The sequence below is a fragment of the Sphingobacterium sp. UBA6320 genome (assembly GCF_002440335.1).
Lineage (GTDB): Bacteria > Bacteroidota > Bacteroidia > Sphingobacteriales > Sphingobacteriaceae > Sphingobacterium.
This window is the reverse complement of record NZ_DJTA01000008.1, coordinates 130,316-149,134: the sequence shown is the minus strand read 5'-3', so window position 1 is coordinate 149,134 and position 18,819 is coordinate 130,316. Positions and strand designations below refer to the sequence as shown.

Below are 18,819 nucleotides of genomic sequence, written 5' to 3'. Positions count from 1 at the left end.
ATCGCATAATGTGGAAAAACAATATGATTACTTGATAGTAGGCGCGGGATTATTTGGATCTATATGCGCTTATGAATTACAAAAATTAGGGTTTCGTTGCTTAGTTATCGATAAACGTAATCACGTAGGCGGTAATCTATATTGTGAAAAAATAAATAATATAAACGTTCACAAATACGGGGCCCATATTTTCCATACTAATAATGACTTGGTTTGGAAATATATTAATAAATTTTTATCCTTCAATAATTATAGACATTCGGTTATCGCAAATTATAAAAATGAAATTTACAATTTGCCATTTAACATGAACACGTTTGCTCAGCTTTGGAAGATTTCTACCCCTGCGCAAGCCTATGATATATTGGAATCTCAGAGAATACCTTGTCCATCTAATTTCAAAACTCTTGAAGACCATGCCCTTGAAACAGTAGGTCAAGATATCTTTGAAAAGTTAATAAAAGGCTATACTACGAAACAATGGGGAAGATCAACTGACAAGCTTCCCGCATCAATTCTGAAAAGAATACCGTTAAGATTTACGTTTAATAATGATTATTTTGGAGATACTTTCCAAGGAATTCCTGTAGGTGGCTACAATCCCCTATTCGAAAAACTTCTGGCGAATGTTGATGTTAAAATATTAACTAACTTTTTTAAAGAAAGATCATATTTCACTTCATTAGCTACAAAAATTATTTACACTGGACCAATAGATGCCTTTTATAATTTTGAATTTGGCTATTTAGATTATAGAAGCCTAGAATTTCAACAAAGAATATTACCTTGTGATAATTTCCAAGGAACATCTGTCGTCAACTACACCGATATTCAGGTGCCTTACACTAGAATCATTGAACATAAGCATTTCGAATTTTCCAATTCACCTTCAACAGTTATTACTTATGAGTTCCCTAAAAACTATGAAGTAGACAGCGAACCCTATTACCCGATAAATGACACAAACAATAATCAACTTTACAGAAAATACCACGAAAAATCCAAAAAAGATGTTAATATAATTTTTGGAGGAAGATTAGCAGAGTATAAATATTATGATATGCATCAAATTATTGCTTCTGCTCTGAAAAAAATTAAAGAAGAGACGGATAGAAAACTATAAGTGGCATAAGTAAGTATACCACAGATATGTCTCACCAAATGTTGCTGCAGAAAAGTCATCTTTATCATAAAAGGAAAATGCACCCCATTACGGAGTGCATTAATTTGGCTAATCAATTGCAAAATTGGCACAAACAAAATCACTTCCCTCTTCGCCTGCCCACTCTCCCAAGCAGTCTACTCGTCACAAAACTGACCACCGTACCTACTGCAGCCATCAATACTGTCTGCGCAAGATCGCCAAAAGAGAATGAAGCCCAGATCGAGCACAGCGTGCCACCCATTGCACCCAATCGGATATCATTCCATTTCATCGGATACCTCCTTTTCTTTCTGCTGCACAATAGACTCATCCGGCGGAGACTCCTCCGCTTCCTTTTTGTCCGGATCATCCAGCACCGTCTCTACTATACCAAGCCCCAGCGCGATATATTTGATGATATGCAGTGCCTTTCCTGGCAATTTAACAGGTGCTAGCAGGATCACCTGCAAGACCTGACCGATTTTATTGATTATTTTTTTCATTTTGTTTAATGTTTGAAGGTTAAATGGTTAGAGGGTTAGAGGGTTAAATGATTAGAGGGTTATGAGGTTAGAAGGTTAGATGTTAGAAAACGTTACTCCGTCACTAGTTACTCTGTTACTCCATCACTACGTTACTGGTTACTCGTCACTTCGTTACTCGATCACTACGTTACTCTGTCACTAGTTACTCTGTTACTCCGTCACTCGTTACTCCGTTACTTCTTCACTCGTCACTATTTAATATGTAAAAACACTTCTTCCCCCATATCCCACAGCGAATACACCAAAGCTTTTAACTTTTCCAGCGCTTTTCGGCTATCCGTACCGCAACCTTCAGCTGTTAATTTTGTCACAGGAGCGATACAGCCCAAAAGCTCTTTCTGCGCATCATTGGCAGCATGGATCAATATTGCTTCCCTTCCCAATACCGCAGGAATACCGATCTGTTCCCCATGTCGGGTATATGTTCTTTTTTCCAGTTTATAAGTACCTACTGGAATACAGCTGAGCCGACGCAGATTATTACGCCAGGGCAGTTCAATCGTATGGCATACCAGATCACCATCATAGGTCAGGGCGCCATTTGTACCTTGTGCTCCATAAGTCCGTTGGAGATGCAAGATTTGTTTAGTTGACATGTTTTGTAAACTTCATCGTTATCATTAAATAGACAATTTGTTCTGATCAGAAGGGATATATCGGGAGGCAGCGGTTAGTAAAAACCCACCTGCCTCCCGAAAATATCCTTCACGACATCATCACCTTAGATTAAGGCATGATCACCTGACTAATGGTCAGCGCATTATACTGTCCATTGGCCAGCGGATAGTAGGCATTGTTGACCATCTGAAAATAGCCCGTACCTACCAGGACCAATACACTTTTTTCAGGATCAGCATCGAGCGAAGCCATGAGGTCCACATCCATGGGCTGCATTTCTCCCAGTTTGATGTAAGCAGATCTTCGGATCACAGGACGCTGATCCAATTCATCTCCCGAAAACTCCTGCAGCACCAGCGTATACTGCACATGCGTAGCACCACTCAATTTGGCGATGTGCAGGTTGGGAATCAGCTGCGGGCATGAAAAAAAGCCATCACCGCTAAAACGGTCGTACGTGACCGTAAAGGGTTTTAAGGTGATGGCGCGCAAACTGGATCGTTGATTGCACTCCATTCCTTCCAGTAAGACCAAGTTTTCAGGCACGATCACCCTTTCCCCGCGGATATTCACTGAATCCATCTGAATAACTTTGAGCAATCGGCTTGCTAAACGTTGGCTGAATTTATTATCCGCATTTTCAAACAGCACATCGCGCAGCAGTTCACGCAGCTTTTTACCCTCCTGCTGGGCTCTGCCAAACTCACTCCCATTCTCACGGGTACGTGCAAATGCTGGATCGTTCGCAATTCGGTCACCCGAAACACCGGTTTTCATTCGTGCTTGGTAACCCACACTTTTTGATTTGTAAAAGGAAAGATCCCCGATCGTTCCATTTAATTTGATTAAACTTTCTACTCTTGCCATGACATTATTGTTTTGACACTGCTAAGATGATCATCAGTACATAAGCACTGGGATCAAAAGCGTGGAAAAGAGGAAAAATGCGGAAAAATGATACTAAATTGGTCGCCTAAATTGACGAAAATGTACCGAAATGAGAATAAAACTATTTTTTGCAGAAAAAACTTATCTTAGTACATGAATAACCAATAACATCATTTTTCTGGGGAGGAATTAAACCTAATCTGCAAAGCTTAAGGAATAAAGCATGCTTTAAACTTGGACGTTATCTAATGATAAAGCATGGCATAAGCGTATATAAAGCATAGATAAAGCATAGATACAGTATAAAAACTGTATGTTTCACGCACTTACAACGCACTTACCACGCACTTAGCCTATGCGTATACGGCACATAGCAAAATAAGCTTTATGCGTGCTTTATTTATGCTTTATACCTGCTTAACAGGTAGTTTGATAGGATATGTTTGTCTGCGGGAGTCACAAATCACAAACAAACCAGATGATCTGATTAGCAAATGATCATCCCACTAAAGACCAGGATAACATGAAAAATAAATATCGCTTATGCATATACCCCAAAGAAGCGGCGGTTATATTGGGGCGTACAGAAAAACACACCTATAAAATCTTTCAATCTATACGCGATTGCTACGGATTGAAACCAAACCAGTATATCAGCATCAGTATATTTGCAGATTACACCGGATTGCCCGAAGAGGAAATCAGAAAGCTCCTGCTTTAATTGATTCTATTTAGAAACAGCTGGAGAGGACTGTTTCTAAACAAAATTGATCACTCTATTCCGCTTGATTTATAAAAGATAGCAACTCCTGGTAATCCAACGCTGAAACAGGGATCTTCATCTTGAGGTCCTTTATTATAATTTTCGAATGCGTATAGCCCTCAATGGCCTTACGGTGGATGACATAGCTTCTGCCAATTCTCATAAAATCTTTTAACGGCAACTGGTTGTACAGTTCTTTTAACGTAATATTGGATTGCAACTTTTCAATTTGATTATCCTCACCTCTCAGATAGACAGTCAATTCCTTCCCATTAATTTCGGCTACATAAATATGTGCTTTATCAATGATCTTCATCATTTTTGTTTCCATACAGCGCAAGAATATCGTGGTGGATTTTCGGACGCGCAAAGCAGCGCGATTATCCACCTCCGCGATTGCACGATTTAAAGTTCTCACCAATTTCTCATGGCCCACCATCTTATCCACATAACCCACGGCCTGCATATCGTATGATTCATACGCATAACTGTTATGCCCTGAACAGATCACCACTACCGGTGGATCGGGTAAAGATTGTATCAACGTATAACCGTCCATTCCCGGCATATCCATATCCAAAAAAAGAATATCAACCAGATTCTGCGTGATAAAAGAGCGTGCTTCAAATGGATCCGACTGGATAGGCAAAACATTTAAAAAATCAAACGTTTTTAGCCGATCGCGCAATAACTTGACAGCATCTGGCAGATCATCTACCAGCAAAACCTGATATAAGTCCTGTTTCATCTATTCTGAATATTGATCTGAAAAATAAATAAGCCTTCCTGATCCCGATAGCTGATGGATATAGGCCAATCATCGGCCTCTATTTTATGCTGCATCAAAGAAAATCCCGTACCGAGCGATTGTATGCTATTCCTTTTAACAACATCATATGGATTTGTAAATGTAAGTATCAAATGATTAAAATGCTGCTCCCAGTTGACCTGCAAGCCGCACTGTCCTTTCCTCCATATCCCATACTTCAGCGCATTCTCTATTGGTAATAGCAGTAAACCTGCAGGGATATGTCCCTCCCAACCCTGTAGCGGTTTATTAAATTGAACTGCCTGATCTCCGTACACCAAACAGATTAATTTTGTAAAGGATAAAAACATATCACATTCATCCTCTGCGGTAACCCCTTTAAGGAGCTTATCCGAATCCAGCATATAGCTCATTAAACTGGTAAATTCCATAAAATATGCTTCCATCAATTTGGGATCATTCTTTAGATTTTGTTGGTAGCTCAAAGCCACAAAGTTTTTAACAAAATGAGGCGCAATATGTCTTGATTCCAATTGAAGTGCGTAGCGCTCCATTTTATTTTGCATCTTGTTTTCCCTGAGGTTCGAAGCGAGATATTTAAAAAAAACTTTGACACCGACTATCGCAAATGGCACTATATTGACTAAAATTGAAGAAAACAGTAACCGGAATAAAAATTGAATTAAAGAAAAAGGATGTTTACCGCTATCAAAATAAATCCCGAACTGCGGCAGCAAGCTATAAACCAAAACATATATCACTATAGGGATGGATAGCATAAGCTTCAGCCAAGCCCACAAAAAAGGTCTCTTTTTATTCCAGTGGTCTGCTTGGAAAAGACCATCAAATATCCGGTAAAACCCAAATCCATAACCCGTATAAAGCAAACCAATAATCATAAACTTACTCTCTTGAATATCTTTCAATTTTACCGACCAGTTCAAAGTCGCAAAAAAGAAGGTTATTCCGATAAAAATTAAAGTAAGGCTTATCCATTTAGGGAGTATAAATTTCATTAAGTTCTTTGGTCGTTGATCAATAAGCAATTTATAAAATATTTCCTAAAAATCAATTTGGAAAATAATATTAATGATATAGCATATAATTTACACGATCAAAGTAGGCCCAGCCATCCTGAATAGGCAATTTCACGAAATGAACGAGCATCTTTTCATCTTTATTTAAATATAACAGGTTAGGATCCCACATACCATTCCTATGCAGATAGCCCCAACATTCCCAGCGATGAGGCTGCCGCAGCAGCAATCCGGCTAATCCAGCAAACAGGCTCGCCATTGTTTTAATCACATAGATTTCCCTCGACATCGTAGTATCAGGCAAGGAAATATGCATAAGATCAAGTACCAATACATCTTCTATTGTATGAGAATGCAAGGCATAAATCGGGCATTTAAGCAGATAGCTGATCAGAGCAATACCTGGCTTCACGGCTAGTTTCCCAGCAAGAAAATCAACTTCAATTCGCTTATCATGAGCAGAAGCGGCACTGGTACCATCAGCAAATATCAACACATGACGATGCTGTTTCAGACTCGATCTGATTTTAAAGATCAGCATCGGATCGTCACTAAAAAAATAACAGCATTTCGTTTCATTTACGGTGCATTTTCTTTGCAAAGCTGTCAGAACAGCTGTGTTTTTCTCCCATACAGCCCGATCCATCACAAGATCAAATGCAATACCCTTATCTGCCAATTTCTGTGGCCAAAACAAGTGATCGCCCAAATGGAAAAGTACCAAAATGCCAGCCGGCAATCCATGCCAATCGATCTTATTCGATAAACGCATATTTGTTAAATCAAGAAGTTTGTTTTTGGGACTGTGATACTGCTCCCATTCCTGAAAAACAACGACATGCTGTTCCCAAGGTATCTCCGGTATAAAATGATGCAGATGCGAAGAGAATATTGCAAAACCCCAAGTATTCAGTGTATTGTTCATAACTTTTTTATTTAAGCGCTTTGCCTCAAAACGAGGCAAAGCGCAAGTGTTATCGGTTCTTAAAATAAGATGGGGCATTTTAACTCCATCTCATCATCTTCTCCATCCTTGCTTAGCATAGTAGATACTTCTGTCCATTCCATGCAGGTCAACCCATTCATCTGACGCACATCTCTGATTTCTATATTTTTTAATTTCATAATATTAGTCGTTTAAAATTTTTAAAATAGTCTCCGCTTAGCCATCGAGAAAGACAATGATTATTGTGAATTCACATGTCAAAAATGGGCACGAAAATGAGACTAAACCAAATAAAACCTTACATAGGCAAAAAAGCAGAATAAGCTTAAAAAGTTCGTCCCTGAAAGCGCTCATACCTAAAAAAGTTCAATTCATACCCTAAAAATGCCTGTGTGCGATTATTTTCAATACCCGGATGCAATCTTTTTATATTTATTAGTTTAAGCCCTTTAAAACCAATAAAGCCTTTATGAATATATCTGATCATGAACAACAATTTTTTGAATATATGAGTCAAAATTACCCTATCCCACCGCAGTTGTGGCAGGAACTTAAAACCGTGTTGGAAATTAAAAAAATCAAGAAAAATAGATACCTCACTGCGGAGCAATTTGATCTGCATTTTATCTTGGATGGTATGATCATCAAGCGTATTGAAAATGCCAGTGAACCACACGAAGAGGTCGTCGATTTTATCAGTACCGACCAGTTGATCTATCATATCGAAAAGATGGATCATAGCCAATTTGAAGCAGATGTCGACTCGACGGTTATTTTGATCAGGAACAGTAACCTGTCCAAAGTCTTAGAAAAACACCCAATATTTCTCCAACATCTCGAACATTTATTTGGCGAGGTATTGTTGAGACGCAGTTACCGAGGCAAACTCATTCACCTCACGGCCAGGGAACGGATCTTGAAATTTAAAGAGGATTATCCCGAAGCCTACATGCACTGTAGTGTCAATGATAAAAGTTCCTTTTTAGGAATGACTGCTGCATACTATAGCAATATTAACATTTAAACGGTACGCAACGATTAGCGCTATTCAGATTGATCAGCCACACATTTCATCAATCTGAATAGCAAAATAAACTCACGTTAAGAACTATCAAATTAATGACTTTCAAGAAATTCAAAGATTTATTTCATCAAATTTAATGATGCAAATCTCAAAATTTCATGTTGCATATCTCGAATTTTAAAGATTCAAACCATCCTTTCTGCCACTACCTTTACTTTAGTTGATCGGTACAATAATTACGGATGTCTCCTCTCCCATTGGTGGTTAGCAGATTGATCAAAATAAAAGATGCAACGGGTGGACGCCAACGAGAGCGATACCAATAGGATACAAGCAGAACCAAGTTCACCCTAAGCATCTAAAATTATAAACTAGATTTTTTAAACATGAAGCGACAGCAGAAAAATAGTACAGGACAATCTGGAAGGCAGCCAAAAGGAAGGCGCTTTGCTAGCTCCATGATGAGCTACAAGTCTACAGCTACGAGCTGCAGGACTGCTGGACAGATTGCGATAAATCGCAGGTCTTTATTAGGAAGCTGCTGTTGCGGAGGTCCGGTGCGTGATGCACATGGACGTAGATTTACGACATTCCCCAGATATGGTACGGGGAAAAAGTTTTTGGTCAAATAAGGAGTCCTAAAGCCAAAAAAAGCAGCTCCCAATCGGCAGCTGCAGGGGGCCAATACGCTGATAACGTATTGTGATCAATTCATAACCTAATTAAATATAGTAAAAAGATCGGAGGCCCAAATGGCGTATTTTTCATTGAATACCAGCGGTAACCCTACAGATCCACAAGACTATACATTACAAGGTAGCCAACCTACATGTTTAGGTGAAGATCAAATTTGTGCTGTACAAGCTTCCAACAACGGAAGTAACAAACCTGTACTTACAGAGGCATTGAAAAATGAAATGATCATCGCTTTACATAGTAGAACTCCCTCTACCAATGTAAGTCTTAAGGATTCGTAGTGTACTAATATTATAATATATTTAATATTTAAAGGGGCGTTTTTGACGCCCCTTTCTGTTTTATTTATTTTCTTTAAATACGAGCACATCCACCCAACTCTTTCTCTCCACAACTTTTAAACCATACATTTTAAGTTTCTGATTGAGCTCTTTTAAGCTATTAAATGACGGTAATATAAATTTATTTTTTGAGTTTACCTGATCTATAGTGATCGGGTATTTTCCAGCAAAATCTAATACAAATGCAAGAACACCAGTACCTTCTATCTCTTGTCCTTCCAGTTTAACATTAACTGGTCTATACTTACCTTTGATAACCCAGGTTTTTCTTTTTCTTTTAGCCCAAAAAACTTCCAGATTGAGTAGATTATTGAGATCAGCTAATACTCGCTTCGCCTGAATACTGTCTAAAACTTTTTCTTTATCAAAACGCTCATAACAGATCCCATTTTTTGAAAGCCAAATACGGCCTGTACCCGAATCTCCAAAATTTTTATATAATGTAGAATCTGCAACATCCCATTCAATCCGGTGGGGTGAAATGATAAATTGAGGAGTTTTAATCTTGCTCCAAACCGCTACATAAGTAGAAAAAATGGGTTGGTTAACGATAGAAGTTTTGTAATATCCTGACAAGGAATCCAGTTTATAGGTATAACTACTCGGTGGTCTGCCATCTTGAAATCCTGAATAAGTAATCTGCGACAGGAAGCTTTTTTTATCATGCTCAAGTTCATTTGCGTGTGACTCAAAATCATTTTTCAACGGAAGATGAATATGACCGTCTGTGAAAAGATCTGTAATATTACGTTCAATAATAAAATCCGAATAAGTGACTGCCTGTACCACTCCTTTGTAAATCCAAGCAGCGTGCGGTATGGACTTATGAGGAAAATATTTATTCAGAATCGTATCACCGTAAAGTATTGGAAGATCAATCTGATGCTCTTTAATGAACTTATTCGTATCCCAAAAACGTGTTATCGTTTCCTTATTTTGCCAAGTCACTAGTACGATTTGTAATTTATCCAGATGCTCTTCTTGTAGCTTCTTCAATTTGGGCAAAGCAGCAATACAAGCAGTACAATAGGTATCAAAAAAGTCTAAGATTAAGATCCTAGTGTCATTGTTTAAATCTAGCTTATTGTCCGTATCAAATAACCTATTGGTAGCATTGAATTGAGGAACCATATCACCAACTTTTAATTCCTGAACCAACGATTGTTGTGGATGCTGAGCATAAGTACGTCCTATCAAACAGATCAATAGGATTAATAAAAATTTATATTTTTTCATGTTAACGTATATTTTGTGGAATACCAGTGAGGTCAATCACTATTTTTGGAATTAATATCGCATACGGGTTGCTATTAGGTAACAAAGTATACTTTTTATCAGCAATGCGACGCACGAGTGTTTTTTCAAAACGAGCTTTTTGATTTAGGCGCTTTAAGTCTGCCCATCTCCGACCTCTAAAGACCAGCTCTTTTCGACGTTCATTAAGCACAATTTTCAATAACCGTTCTGGATCACTTTCAGTGATTTCACTAAAGGTCCCAGTTGCCCATCTGTTTTTTAGTAAATGATTTAGATCTGATAACCCTTGCTGTATGTTGTTTGTTCTGACAGCAGCTTCTGCTCTTATCAAGTATATTTCACTCGTTGTGATTCCAACAAAGATTCCACTTTCACTTCCGTCGTAAGACCCTTTAAAAGAATAATGTCCGTCTTCGCTTTTTTGATAAAATCTTTCTTTCCTAAGATCTTGGCTACCATAAGACAGGTAGAGGTTACTATCTACTCGACTAAAAAATGTACCTAACGGTCCTGCTAAAAAAGTCGATGCAGGAAACAATACCTCATCATTAAATCGGGCAAATGGCATCGCAGATGATGCTGGCACATCGTTAAAATTGATCAAGAAATTATTTAATTGAAGCGCTGAGTCCGCATACTTAAAGGCATTGCTATAATCGGCCATATCTAAATAAGTTCTTGCTATACCCGCATATGCAGCAGCCTTCGAAGGTCTGCCCAAAGGTGGTTTAGTGTTTCGTAAACCTGTAATCGCATTTTTATAATCTTGAATGATCTGATGATAGGTTTCAAAGAGTGTCGACCGAGACGAAGGATAGTCGAGGTCAGGGCTTAATCGTATCGGCAAACCAAGATCTTGAGTAGCAGTCATGGATCTATAAGGAGGAGCAAATACCACCGCCAATTGGTGCAATGCAAAAGCTCTAAAAAAACAGGCTTCCGACTCGAGCTGCCTGAATTGAACAGGATCGCTCATTTTCTCCAATTTATTTAAAATCTCGAGCACCTGATTTGCTTGATAAATGGCTTTATAAGGATTTTGCCATTGTGTGATACCGATGATAGATTGATCAGACCACAGGTAAACTTCCTTTTCGTCCTGATCCGAAAGGGCATTCCAGCTATCGGTATTCACAAAATAGTCATCAGCAGCTATTTCACCAAAAGTAGGATATACCGTATTTAAGGTTGTGTAATCATTCAGCAGTAAATTTGCATGTTCCAAAGTCTTTGGAACAGCCATTTTCTTATCGGGCTTCTCATCTAAAAACTTGCTGCATGAAGTGAGCACAATAACGGCAAATAGAGTATATGTTATAAATTTTTTCATTGTTTTATAGATTGCAGTTAAAACCAATTGCATATGATGTAGGAAACGGTATGTTAGAACCAAAATCGGGATCAATATTCCATTTATTGGCGCGCCACAACGTAGCTATATTTTGTGCATATAAATAAAGTCTGGCATTTTTAATAGGGAGATGTCGCAATTGAGAAAATTGCCAAGACAGTTGAATATCCTTCAACTTTATCTGACTCGCTGATGATACCAATGCCGAAGATCCCCTGTAAAATTCGGATGCTACCGCATTATTGGGATAAGTAAAGGCAGGAACATCAGTAAATATCTCATCCCCCGGTTTTTGCCAACGTAGCCCATAGTCAGAATGTCCGAGTCCACCATCAATAAAAAACTGGTTATCAAAAGATTTCCTTGTAAACTTATGTCCCAACTGATAACCGATATTAAAGGACAATTCCAGCGACTTATAAGCAAATGTATTTCTAAAAGATCCAAAATATAGAGGAAGAATACTTCCATGATAGTCGGCATCTTGCACTGTCGCATTATAGACCATAGCATTATAATCGGTCGATATTTCGCCATTTACATATCCACGAGGCATACCATTTTCAGGATCCAAACCAGCCCATTTATAGGTCAATAAACTATATAGATCCAATCCTTCAATCGGGGTCATTAATGCTGTACCAGTTCCTTTGACGTAGTTGCGGGCAATATTATTGCTAATAAAAGACTTCTTGACCTTGGTTCTATTATAAGAGAATACCAGATTGGTGATCCAACTCAAGTTTTTATTTTTGACTTGAACGGCATTAATAGAAAGATCAATACCTCTTCCATCCAAGTTTGCACTGTTCACATTTAAGAACGCAAAGCCTGTTGTTGGGTCTACCTGCGTATTCGCGATAAGATCCTTCGGACGCTTTACATAATATTCAACGGCACCGGACAGTCTGCTATTTGAAGAGGCGAAATCCAATCCTATGTTGAGCATACCCACGCGCTCCCATCTCAATCGAGGATTTGGAGGTGTGTAGATGCCCGCATAATTTTGATTGGTTATATAATGAGGGGACGTTGAAATATCAATAATAGGATAAGCAGCTACCGAATTATTCACATTTCCATTATACCCATAAGTAGCTCTGATCTTTAATAATGAAAAGCCCGAGTTTTTCATAAAGGATTCATTCGACAGTAACCACGCAGTACCAACTGACCAAAACGGCTGTCCCTTACTGTTTGATTTGACTCCAAATAGGTTTGAAGCATCTTTTCGAAAACTTCCACTCACTACATATTTATGATTAAAAGTATAAGAGGCATTAGCGAAATAGGAAACATAACGATTTTCAAAACCTTCTATCTGGCTATAATCTCTTAGTATAGAAGTGCCACCTACACCATTAAAACTTCGAATTCTTTTTCCATACTCTACAGGCTGAAACGTTAGATATTCAGGATCATACCCCCAGAAAACCGACGAAATCATATCGCTAGATACCTGACGAATTTCCGCACCAGCGATAGCAGCTAGCGTGTGCTTCTCATTCCATTCACTGTTCCAGTCAGCTTGCAGGCGAGCTTGCTGTGATTTATTATTTCGATGTAATTTATTCAAAAAATCACCTAGCGGAAGATTCCATGTCACCTGATTATTATCCCATGTTGCATTGTAATTCAGTACCTCCCGTTGTTGGACAGAGCCTATACCTCTCCAGATCTCGGTCGGCTGGTAAGCCCGTTGATAGGCATAGAGTCCCGAAATATTTAATTCGGGCAGGATTTGGTAATTGGTCTTGAGATTGAGAAATGTTTCTCTGATCGTCGTATTTTGATGTGTCTGATCCAGTTCGTTAATCGGGTAATAGTCCCAATTCAACAATCTTCCACCTCCTACTGTATCTCGAAAAATGGGATTGAGCGGTATCGCATCCACCTTTAATGCATTTCCTTGCTGATCCGCAAGCTGCAGATAGGGATAGTTACGAGACATCATATTATAGCCCATCGGGATATAACTATTTTTATTGTTTGATTCGGTATACGTCAATCCCAGATCTACCGTAAGATTTTTCAAAGGCTTGAGCTGAGTATTATTTTTTGCGCTAAAACGATCATATGATGAGGTAACCAGATTTTCCAGATTACGGTCATATCCAACAGAAAAAGCGGTATTTAACTTTTCACCTCCACCGCGAAGCTGCAAACTATACTGCTGGTTTACCGAAGGACGATACATATATTTTAAGTAATCATCTCTCACATCAACACCACGCAATTTGTTCAATTCGGTATTTAATACAGCCTCAGTAATTGTTTTTTCTTTGTATTGCTTTAACAGCTGAATTACTGGAGTTAGGCTAGCGTTATATCGATTGATTCTAGAATTCCAATAACCTTTGTCAAACATCAATTTCTCCAGATCAATATAATCAGAGGTATTCATCTGTTGAGCACTGTACAGATCGGGCTTTTCACCGATCGTTACATTTGAATTGAAGCTCAGCTGAAACGGCTGATTGTACTTACCTCGTTTAGTTGTAATAATGATAACACCATTCCCCGACTGTGCCCCCCATATTGATGCTGCAGCAGCATCTTTCAATACGGTGACATTTTCTATATCATTAGGATTGATATTCATGAAGTATCCATTTAAGGGATCAAAATTATTGGGGTATGGTACACCATCAACGACAACTAAGGGCCACATATCAGATGACATCGTGCTCAATCCTCTCACATTGATATTGAGCAAACGTCCCTTATTTTCAGAGAAAAATTTTGAGCTCGATATACTCGGCACTACATCCTCTAGCCTGCTCACAAAATCTGTCGACACTTTTCTATTGAAAAGCTTATTGTCAACAAACTCGAAGCTTCCAGTTGCGCGTTCTTTCGGAATCTTCTGGTATCCCGTCGATACGACTTCAACTTCGTCAAGTTTATTATCCTCAGGTATCAATTTTACCACAATTGATACACCTGCGGTATAATGGAGCTCTTGGCTTTTGTAGCCGACATAAGTGAATTTCACCAATCCTTTCAAGCTCGCGACAGACAGGCTGAATGTCCCGTCTTTCTTGGTGGAAGTCCTAGCCTTTTCGCCTTCGACTCGGACCGATACACCATCCAATGGTTTGTTATCTACAGCAGATACGACTGTACCTTTTAGTATATACTTCGCTTGTGCATCGACCTTTGTCGAAGCTTGCAGATCTTGCACCGTACTGACCATGTGCAATGGCAGCACAACGACGAGCAACAGCAATTTGCTGATCAGCAGGAAGCCTTCCCCTTCAGGTTTCAATAGACTCCGGAGGTAATCCCAGAGTTTTTGTTGATATAATATATGTGAGTTCATTTGTTTAGCTTTTTTAGGCATAAAGCTACCTGATCCCCTTTTCATGCCGAGGGAGACTCGATCCCAAAAGTCTATTATACCCTCGGCAGAATCGGGTTCACAGGTAGAAAATTTATTTTAATTACTTGTTTTCTTTGTTTTGATTCTTGGTTTTTTTAGACCATCCGCCTCGCTCTCATGATCATCGTCGGTTGCTCGTCCCAGATGAGTTCTACCGACTCGCCATTCTTGGTTTTGATCGATCTGCTATCTTTGACGATCGAGAGCTGCTCAACTTTGACATCCAATTGAAAGTGATCATTCAGATCATTGCAGATCCGTTGCTGATACTGTTCTACAGCGGTATCGGCAGGTACGGTGAGTTCATAGTGGTAGATCAGTTTTTCACCATAGTCACAGGATCGACAAGGAATATATTTGGCTCGGTCGTGTCCAAACACGATAATCTGTTCTTTAGGAAAGTTGGATGGCAGCCCCAAAGCAAATAGGTAGCTTTCATAGACAGCCATGCAGACCATCGTGATCCGAAGTACATCTTTGCGCGCATCGCTCACAATGGTGATATAGGGATCGGTCTTTTCTGCTGACGGAACCAATAGCGAATAGTACAATTCTTTAGGTCTTTGCGCTACGATGGATAGAGGCACATGAGGTACGCGACATCTGGACCTACCTGCCGCAGGCTTTTTAGATTTTTGTTTTGGTACTGGTGTTATCATACTTGGTTTTCTAATCATCAGACCAGTATTATTACTCAGATACGAAGACATTTCTTCCTCTCGGGATAGCGCGTAGCTGTCCCCTTTGCAAGTTTTTTGCATTATTTTAAAGGTTTAAATTAGTTGCCTTAAACCCTACCCGACTGGACATAACATGGGCCTTAAGGAAACCAGATTAAAAAATTAATTAAGAAAAATGCAATTTTACGTCTTCGTCAATTGGTTATATAATGGTCTTCATCATTGCATCATGTAGTTAAAGAACAAAAACCGACTTTTAAAATATTAGTGTATCACGATAAAATCGCAACGAACAATATTTGCTTTACTAAAAAAAAGATGGTACTTTTAAAGTGTCAAGTAAAAAAGTAAGCGTCCGGTCCTCTTTTTGTTGGAGCATTTAATGGTGTACCAATAAAATAAAAGTCGGAAACATAATCCATCATAGTATGGGAATAAGCTAGTTTTAACCTAATTAGGACGTTATTTTTAATATTAAGTATGGTTGCGACCCAATGCTTGTACTACAACGCGCCTCTTTAGATTTGGAACAAAATCCCCTATCCTATTTTGTAATTATGTTTTATGTAACGCCTCATTCTGGCGCAAAGAATGTGTTCTTTTTTAAATTGGAATTGACGAACCGATGACGCTGATCCTGGATCTGGTCTGTGGTGGTTCTTTTGGTGATTTTAAATCGTTCTCTCATAATTGTTTTTGGTTATGAAAAACGATGTGCACTCTGGAAGCTTGAGAAAAGTCGAATTGGTTGAAAAACCAATAAGATGAACCATCCTGCTCCTTGCCCAGGAAACCGCTAAGAAACCTGTCATCAAGTCTACACGAGACCTGAATCTTGAACGCAAGAAGACTAACAGACGGCTCACCCTACTGGTAATATATCGTAAAGATAGCATTTCCAGTAGAAAATGGCGAACCGCAGTCCTCTCGTGTTCATTTAGCGGTTTTCAGACGAGAGTAACATCGTTGTTGGCATAACTAAAGTTATGCCCTACGTGTCGCTTTTTTAATAACTAAAACAAATATAGCTAATAATATTTAATTGTCCGCTATAGCGGACAATATTTTTTTCATTTTTTATAATAAAATAATGGCGAGAGGTAAAGACGAACATCAGGAACATCTAGAAAATGACCTATTGAGTTTTATTTATGTGGAATTTATTGCGCCAATTAAAATTAACGGCATTAAACCGACTATACGGCAGTATGAAGAAATTACCTCAATTGGTAGAACGACAATTGAAAAATTGATAAAGAGTCAAGGATACGATGTACCAATTTCAACCATTTCCAAAATTTGCCAATACGCAAATATATCTCTGCTAGAGTTTTTTTCAAAGTTTGAAGAATACAAAAAAAGGAAGGAAGGAAAATTGAAAAATAATTAGATAAATACTAAATCAGAATGATTATGGCTGAAAAAGAGGAATCTATTTATGAACTAAATAAAAATATGTGCAAGTTCATCCAACAGAATTACTTTGACCCATTTAAAATTGACGGAGTAGAAACTAGTCAAAACAAATATGCAGAAGAATGTGACTTATCATCCTCTACTATTTCAAAAATTGAGAATCCAAAAGGTTATAATATTTCAATATCAACACTTCACAAATTAACAAGATTCCAAAAAATTGATTTAGATAAATTCTTTACAGAATTTATAATTCAATTTCCTCAGCATAGAGCGGAATTATAAATAAAAATTTTTAAACACATCACTTGCAGTAATAAACTAAAATATAACACGCGAGCATACAACTCTAAAATATAGAATTTCCAATATTTTAAGCAATCATTTCAATCCATGAGCAACGAAGAGAAATTTATAACTAAAAGTAAGATGTTTAGACTCCAGTTTCAGCTTAGTGAAGATGAAATTGACCTGCTATTGTTAGGTAAAAATGTGGTTTATAAGGGAGTTGAATCAAATGATCGTGAATTGACATTACAACTGATAGAAGCATATCCCTTGATCTACGGGTTAGACCATGACAAATTTCAAAAAGATGAAACAACGTATCCATTATGGGATGATCTGCCAGAAGCAACAAAAAAGTTAATCGAAGACAGACCATATACTGCTTCGGATAATGTTGGAGATGAAGGTCTAAAAAATACAGCAAGTTATGTAATTCTCGCTATTAAACATTTAGAGACAGGAACAATATTTTCAGAATCAGAACTCACCAGATGTCTCCCCTCTCCATTGAATCAAGGAATCACAATTTACCAAGTTAGTGGAATGCTGAAAGGTGCATTTAAGAAATTAAGGAAATCAAGAAAATTTAAGAATGAGAAGGGTGAAGATGTTATTGATGCCCTTTACCTGATCCACAAAGTTATGGACGAACGCTTAATAGGAAAGGCTAAAAGGAAGTTAGAAGTAGATTGATGGTTGCGAAACGAATTGTAAATGTTGAAAACTAGGCTTGATTAGCTTTAAACATTTTCAAGAAGTAATATGAATTTGCTCACGCAGAGCACTTAGTAGGAAAATAAAATGATACGATGGAAAACAGCCTACAATTGTTGTTCCTTGAGAATTTAGAAGAAATAAAAAATGAAATACACAGTTATTACAGAAAATGATATCTCCCAATGGAAAGATAATACAGGAAAGCAATATCATTTCCCTAAGCGTTACTTAAACCATATAACAAAAGGAACATAGGTGGTTTACTACAAGGGTGAAAACAAAGATAAATCCTTTACCCCAAAAAGATTGTCTGATCTTCCTCATTACTTAGGTATTGGAGAAATAGGCAATGTATACAATGACCCGGAGTCAAAAAAAAATGATTACTATGCTGAAATCATTAATTTTCGTCCCTTCTCTTATCCTGTTATTTTTAAACAAGATGGTAGTTATATCGAAGTAATACCAGAATCTAAAAAGAAGAACTATTGGCGCGACGGTGTAAGAGTAATAGATAAAGACACATTTGACAAAATTATTTCTTTATCAGATTTAGACAGCAATAATGTAACAAATGATAGTGAGCAAGGTGAAGCAGAGGCATTAACCAGTATTGAAGGAAAAAGCAAACGCAACAATTTTATTTTATCTTATATATTTTTCAAATCCCCTCCGCTATGCTAACTATAGTATGTTGTCAATGACTACGTATAGATCTAAATTTACATACTTAATTAGCAATGAAAGAAAAATCTAAAATTTTAATAAAGTTTGGTAATCGAGTTAGAGAAATAAGAATTCAAAAAGGTCTTTCTCAAGAACACCTTGCTTATTTAGCTAATGTTCATAGAACTTATATTGGTATGATTGAAAGAGCCGAAAAAAATATTACTCTTATTAATATTGAAAAAATTGCTAATGCTTTAGGTGTAAGTATTAATGAAATTTTATAATAAC

General features: G+C 37.8%; 21 protein-coding genes. 10 read left to right on the top strand and 11 right to left on the bottom strand.

What is annotated here, in order from left to right; translation table 11 throughout:
• Positions 1-10: 10 nt before the first annotated feature.
• Positions 11-1,123 carry a UDP-galactopyranose mutase gene (gene glf / locus B3P23_RS04560; RefSeq protein WP_293924826.1) on the top strand — a complete coding sequence of 371 codons (1,113 nt, stop codon included), beginning with the start codon at positions 11-13 and terminating at the stop codon, positions 1,121-1,123.
• A gap of 299 nt (positions 1,124-1,422) precedes the next feature.
• Here the strand turns inward: glf and B3P23_RS04555 are convergent, their stop codons facing one another.
• The 3 genes from B3P23_RS04555 to B3P23_RS04545 form a co-directional block, all read right to left on the bottom strand.
• On the bottom strand, positions 1,423-1,647 hold the full coding sequence (locus B3P23_RS04555) for a hypothetical protein (RefSeq protein WP_293924824.1): 225 nt from the start codon (positions 1,645-1,647) through the stop codon (positions 1,423-1,425).
• 233 nt (positions 1,648-1,880) lie between these two features.
• Positions 1,881-2,285, bottom strand: coding sequence for a DUF5675 family protein (locus B3P23_RS04550; RefSeq protein WP_293924809.1), 405 nt, complete (start codon positions 2,283-2,285; stop codon positions 1,881-1,883).
• 130 nt (positions 2,286-2,415) lie between these two features.
• The gene (locus B3P23_RS04545; protein ID WP_293924807.1) at positions 2,416-3,174 is read right to left on the bottom strand and encodes a hypothetical protein; all 759 of its coding nucleotides are present in this window, start codon (positions 3,172-3,174) and stop codon (positions 2,416-2,418) included.
• A 544-nt stretch (positions 3,175-3,718) separates the two neighbouring features.
• Between B3P23_RS04545 and B3P23_RS04540 the strand changes: the two genes are divergently transcribed.
• Complete coding sequence (locus tag B3P23_RS04540) at positions 3,719-3,916, top strand: hypothetical protein (RefSeq protein ID WP_293924805.1); 198 nt, start codon at positions 3,719-3,721, stop codon at positions 3,914-3,916.
• Between the two features lie 55 nt (positions 3,917-3,971).
• Here the strand turns inward: B3P23_RS04540 and B3P23_RS04535 are convergent, their stop codons facing one another.
• The 4 genes from B3P23_RS04535 to B3P23_RS04520 form a co-directional block, all read right to left on the bottom strand.
• Entirely contained in the window at positions 3,972-4,706 is a 735-nt protein-coding gene (locus tag B3P23_RS04535; RefSeq protein ID WP_293924803.1) for a LytR/AlgR family response regulator transcription factor, read from the bottom strand.
• Positions 4,703-5,743, bottom strand: coding sequence for a hypothetical protein (locus B3P23_RS04530; RefSeq protein WP_293924801.1), 1,041 nt, complete (start codon positions 5,741-5,743; stop codon positions 4,703-4,705). Before B3P23_RS04530 ends, B3P23_RS04535 begins: the two co-directional genes overlap by 4 nt.
• A 70-nt stretch (positions 5,744-5,813) precedes the next feature.
• The gene (locus tag B3P23_RS04525; protein WP_293924800.1) at positions 5,814-6,689 is read right to left on the bottom strand and encodes a hypothetical protein; all 876 of its coding nucleotides are present in this window, start codon (positions 6,687-6,689) and stop codon (positions 5,814-5,816) included.
• 59 nt (positions 6,690-6,748) lie between these two features.
• Entirely contained in the window at positions 6,749-6,889 is a 141-nt protein-coding gene (locus B3P23_RS04520; RefSeq protein ID WP_293924798.1) for a hypothetical protein, read from the bottom strand.
• Between the two features lie 290 nt (positions 6,890-7,179).
• Here B3P23_RS04520 and B3P23_RS04515 point away from each other — a divergent pair, with 290 nt between their 5' ends.
• From B3P23_RS04515 to B3P23_RS04505, 3 genes are all read left to right on the top strand, one after another.
• Positions 7,180-7,734, top strand: a complete 555-nt coding sequence (locus B3P23_RS04515; protein WP_293924796.1) for a hypothetical protein — start codon at positions 7,180-7,182, stop codon at positions 7,732-7,734.
• Between the two features lie 386 nt (positions 7,735-8,120).
• Entirely contained in the window at positions 8,121-8,366 is a 246-nt protein-coding gene (locus tag B3P23_RS04510) for a hypothetical protein (RefSeq protein WP_293924794.1), read from the top strand.
• Between the two features lie 120 nt (positions 8,367-8,486).
• Positions 8,487-8,711, top strand: coding sequence for a hypothetical protein (locus tag B3P23_RS04505; RefSeq protein WP_293924792.1), 225 nt, complete (start codon positions 8,487-8,489; stop codon positions 8,709-8,711).
• Positions 8,712-8,771: 60 nt separating this feature from the next.
• Here the strand turns inward: B3P23_RS04505 and B3P23_RS04500 are convergent, their stop codons facing one another.
• The 4 genes from B3P23_RS04500 to B3P23_RS04485 form a co-directional block, all read right to left on the bottom strand.
• Positions 8,772-10,007, bottom strand: a complete 1,236-nt coding sequence (locus tag B3P23_RS04500; RefSeq protein ID WP_293924790.1) for a TlpA family protein disulfide reductase — start codon at positions 10,005-10,007, stop codon at positions 8,772-8,774.
• A gap of 1 nt (position 10,008) precedes the next feature.
• Positions 10,009-11,358: a RagB/SusD family nutrient uptake outer membrane protein gene (locus B3P23_RS04495; RefSeq protein ID WP_293924788.1), complete on the bottom strand. Its 1,350-nt coding sequence runs from the start codon at positions 11,356-11,358 to the stop codon at positions 10,009-10,011.
• A 4-nt stretch (positions 11,359-11,362) separates the two neighbouring features.
• Positions 11,363-14,701, bottom strand: coding sequence for a SusC/RagA family TonB-linked outer membrane protein (locus tag B3P23_RS04490; RefSeq protein WP_293924786.1), 3,339 nt, complete (start codon positions 14,699-14,701; stop codon positions 11,363-11,365).
• Between the two features lie 155 nt (positions 14,702-14,856).
• On the bottom strand, positions 14,857-15,522 hold the full coding sequence (locus tag B3P23_RS04485; protein ID WP_293924784.1) for a hypothetical protein: 666 nt from the start codon (positions 15,520-15,522) through the stop codon (positions 14,857-14,859).
• Between the two features lie 1,009 nt (positions 15,523-16,531).
• On the opposite strand from B3P23_RS04485, the gene B3P23_RS04480 reads away from it, so the two are divergent.
• The 5 genes from B3P23_RS04480 (at position 16,532) to B3P23_RS04460 (ending at position 18,815) form a co-directional block, all read left to right on the top strand.
• The gene (locus B3P23_RS04480; RefSeq protein WP_248753972.1) at positions 16,532-16,831 is read left to right on the top strand and encodes a hypothetical protein; all 300 of its coding nucleotides are present in this window, start codon (positions 16,532-16,534) and stop codon (positions 16,829-16,831) included.
• Between the two features lie 23 nt (positions 16,832-16,854).
• Positions 16,855-17,142 carry a helix-turn-helix domain-containing protein gene (locus B3P23_RS04475; protein ID WP_293924782.1) on the top strand — a complete coding sequence of 96 codons (288 nt, stop codon included), beginning with the start codon at positions 16,855-16,857 and terminating at the stop codon, positions 17,140-17,142.
• A 108-nt stretch (positions 17,143-17,250) separates the two neighbouring features.
• Positions 17,251-17,838 (top strand): hypothetical protein, encoded by a 588-nt coding sequence (locus B3P23_RS04470; RefSeq protein WP_293924781.1) that lies wholly within the window; start codon positions 17,251-17,253, stop codon positions 17,836-17,838.
• Positions 17,839-18,117: 279 nt separating this feature from the next.
• Entirely contained in the window at positions 18,118-18,546 is a 429-nt protein-coding gene (locus tag B3P23_RS04465; RefSeq protein ID WP_293924779.1) for a hypothetical protein, read from the top strand.
• A gap of 56 nt (positions 18,547-18,602) precedes the next feature.
• On the top strand, positions 18,603-18,815 hold the full coding sequence (locus B3P23_RS04460; protein ID WP_293924777.1) for a helix-turn-helix domain-containing protein: 213 nt from the start codon (positions 18,603-18,605) through the stop codon (positions 18,813-18,815).
• Positions 18,816-18,819 lie beyond the last annotated feature (4 nt).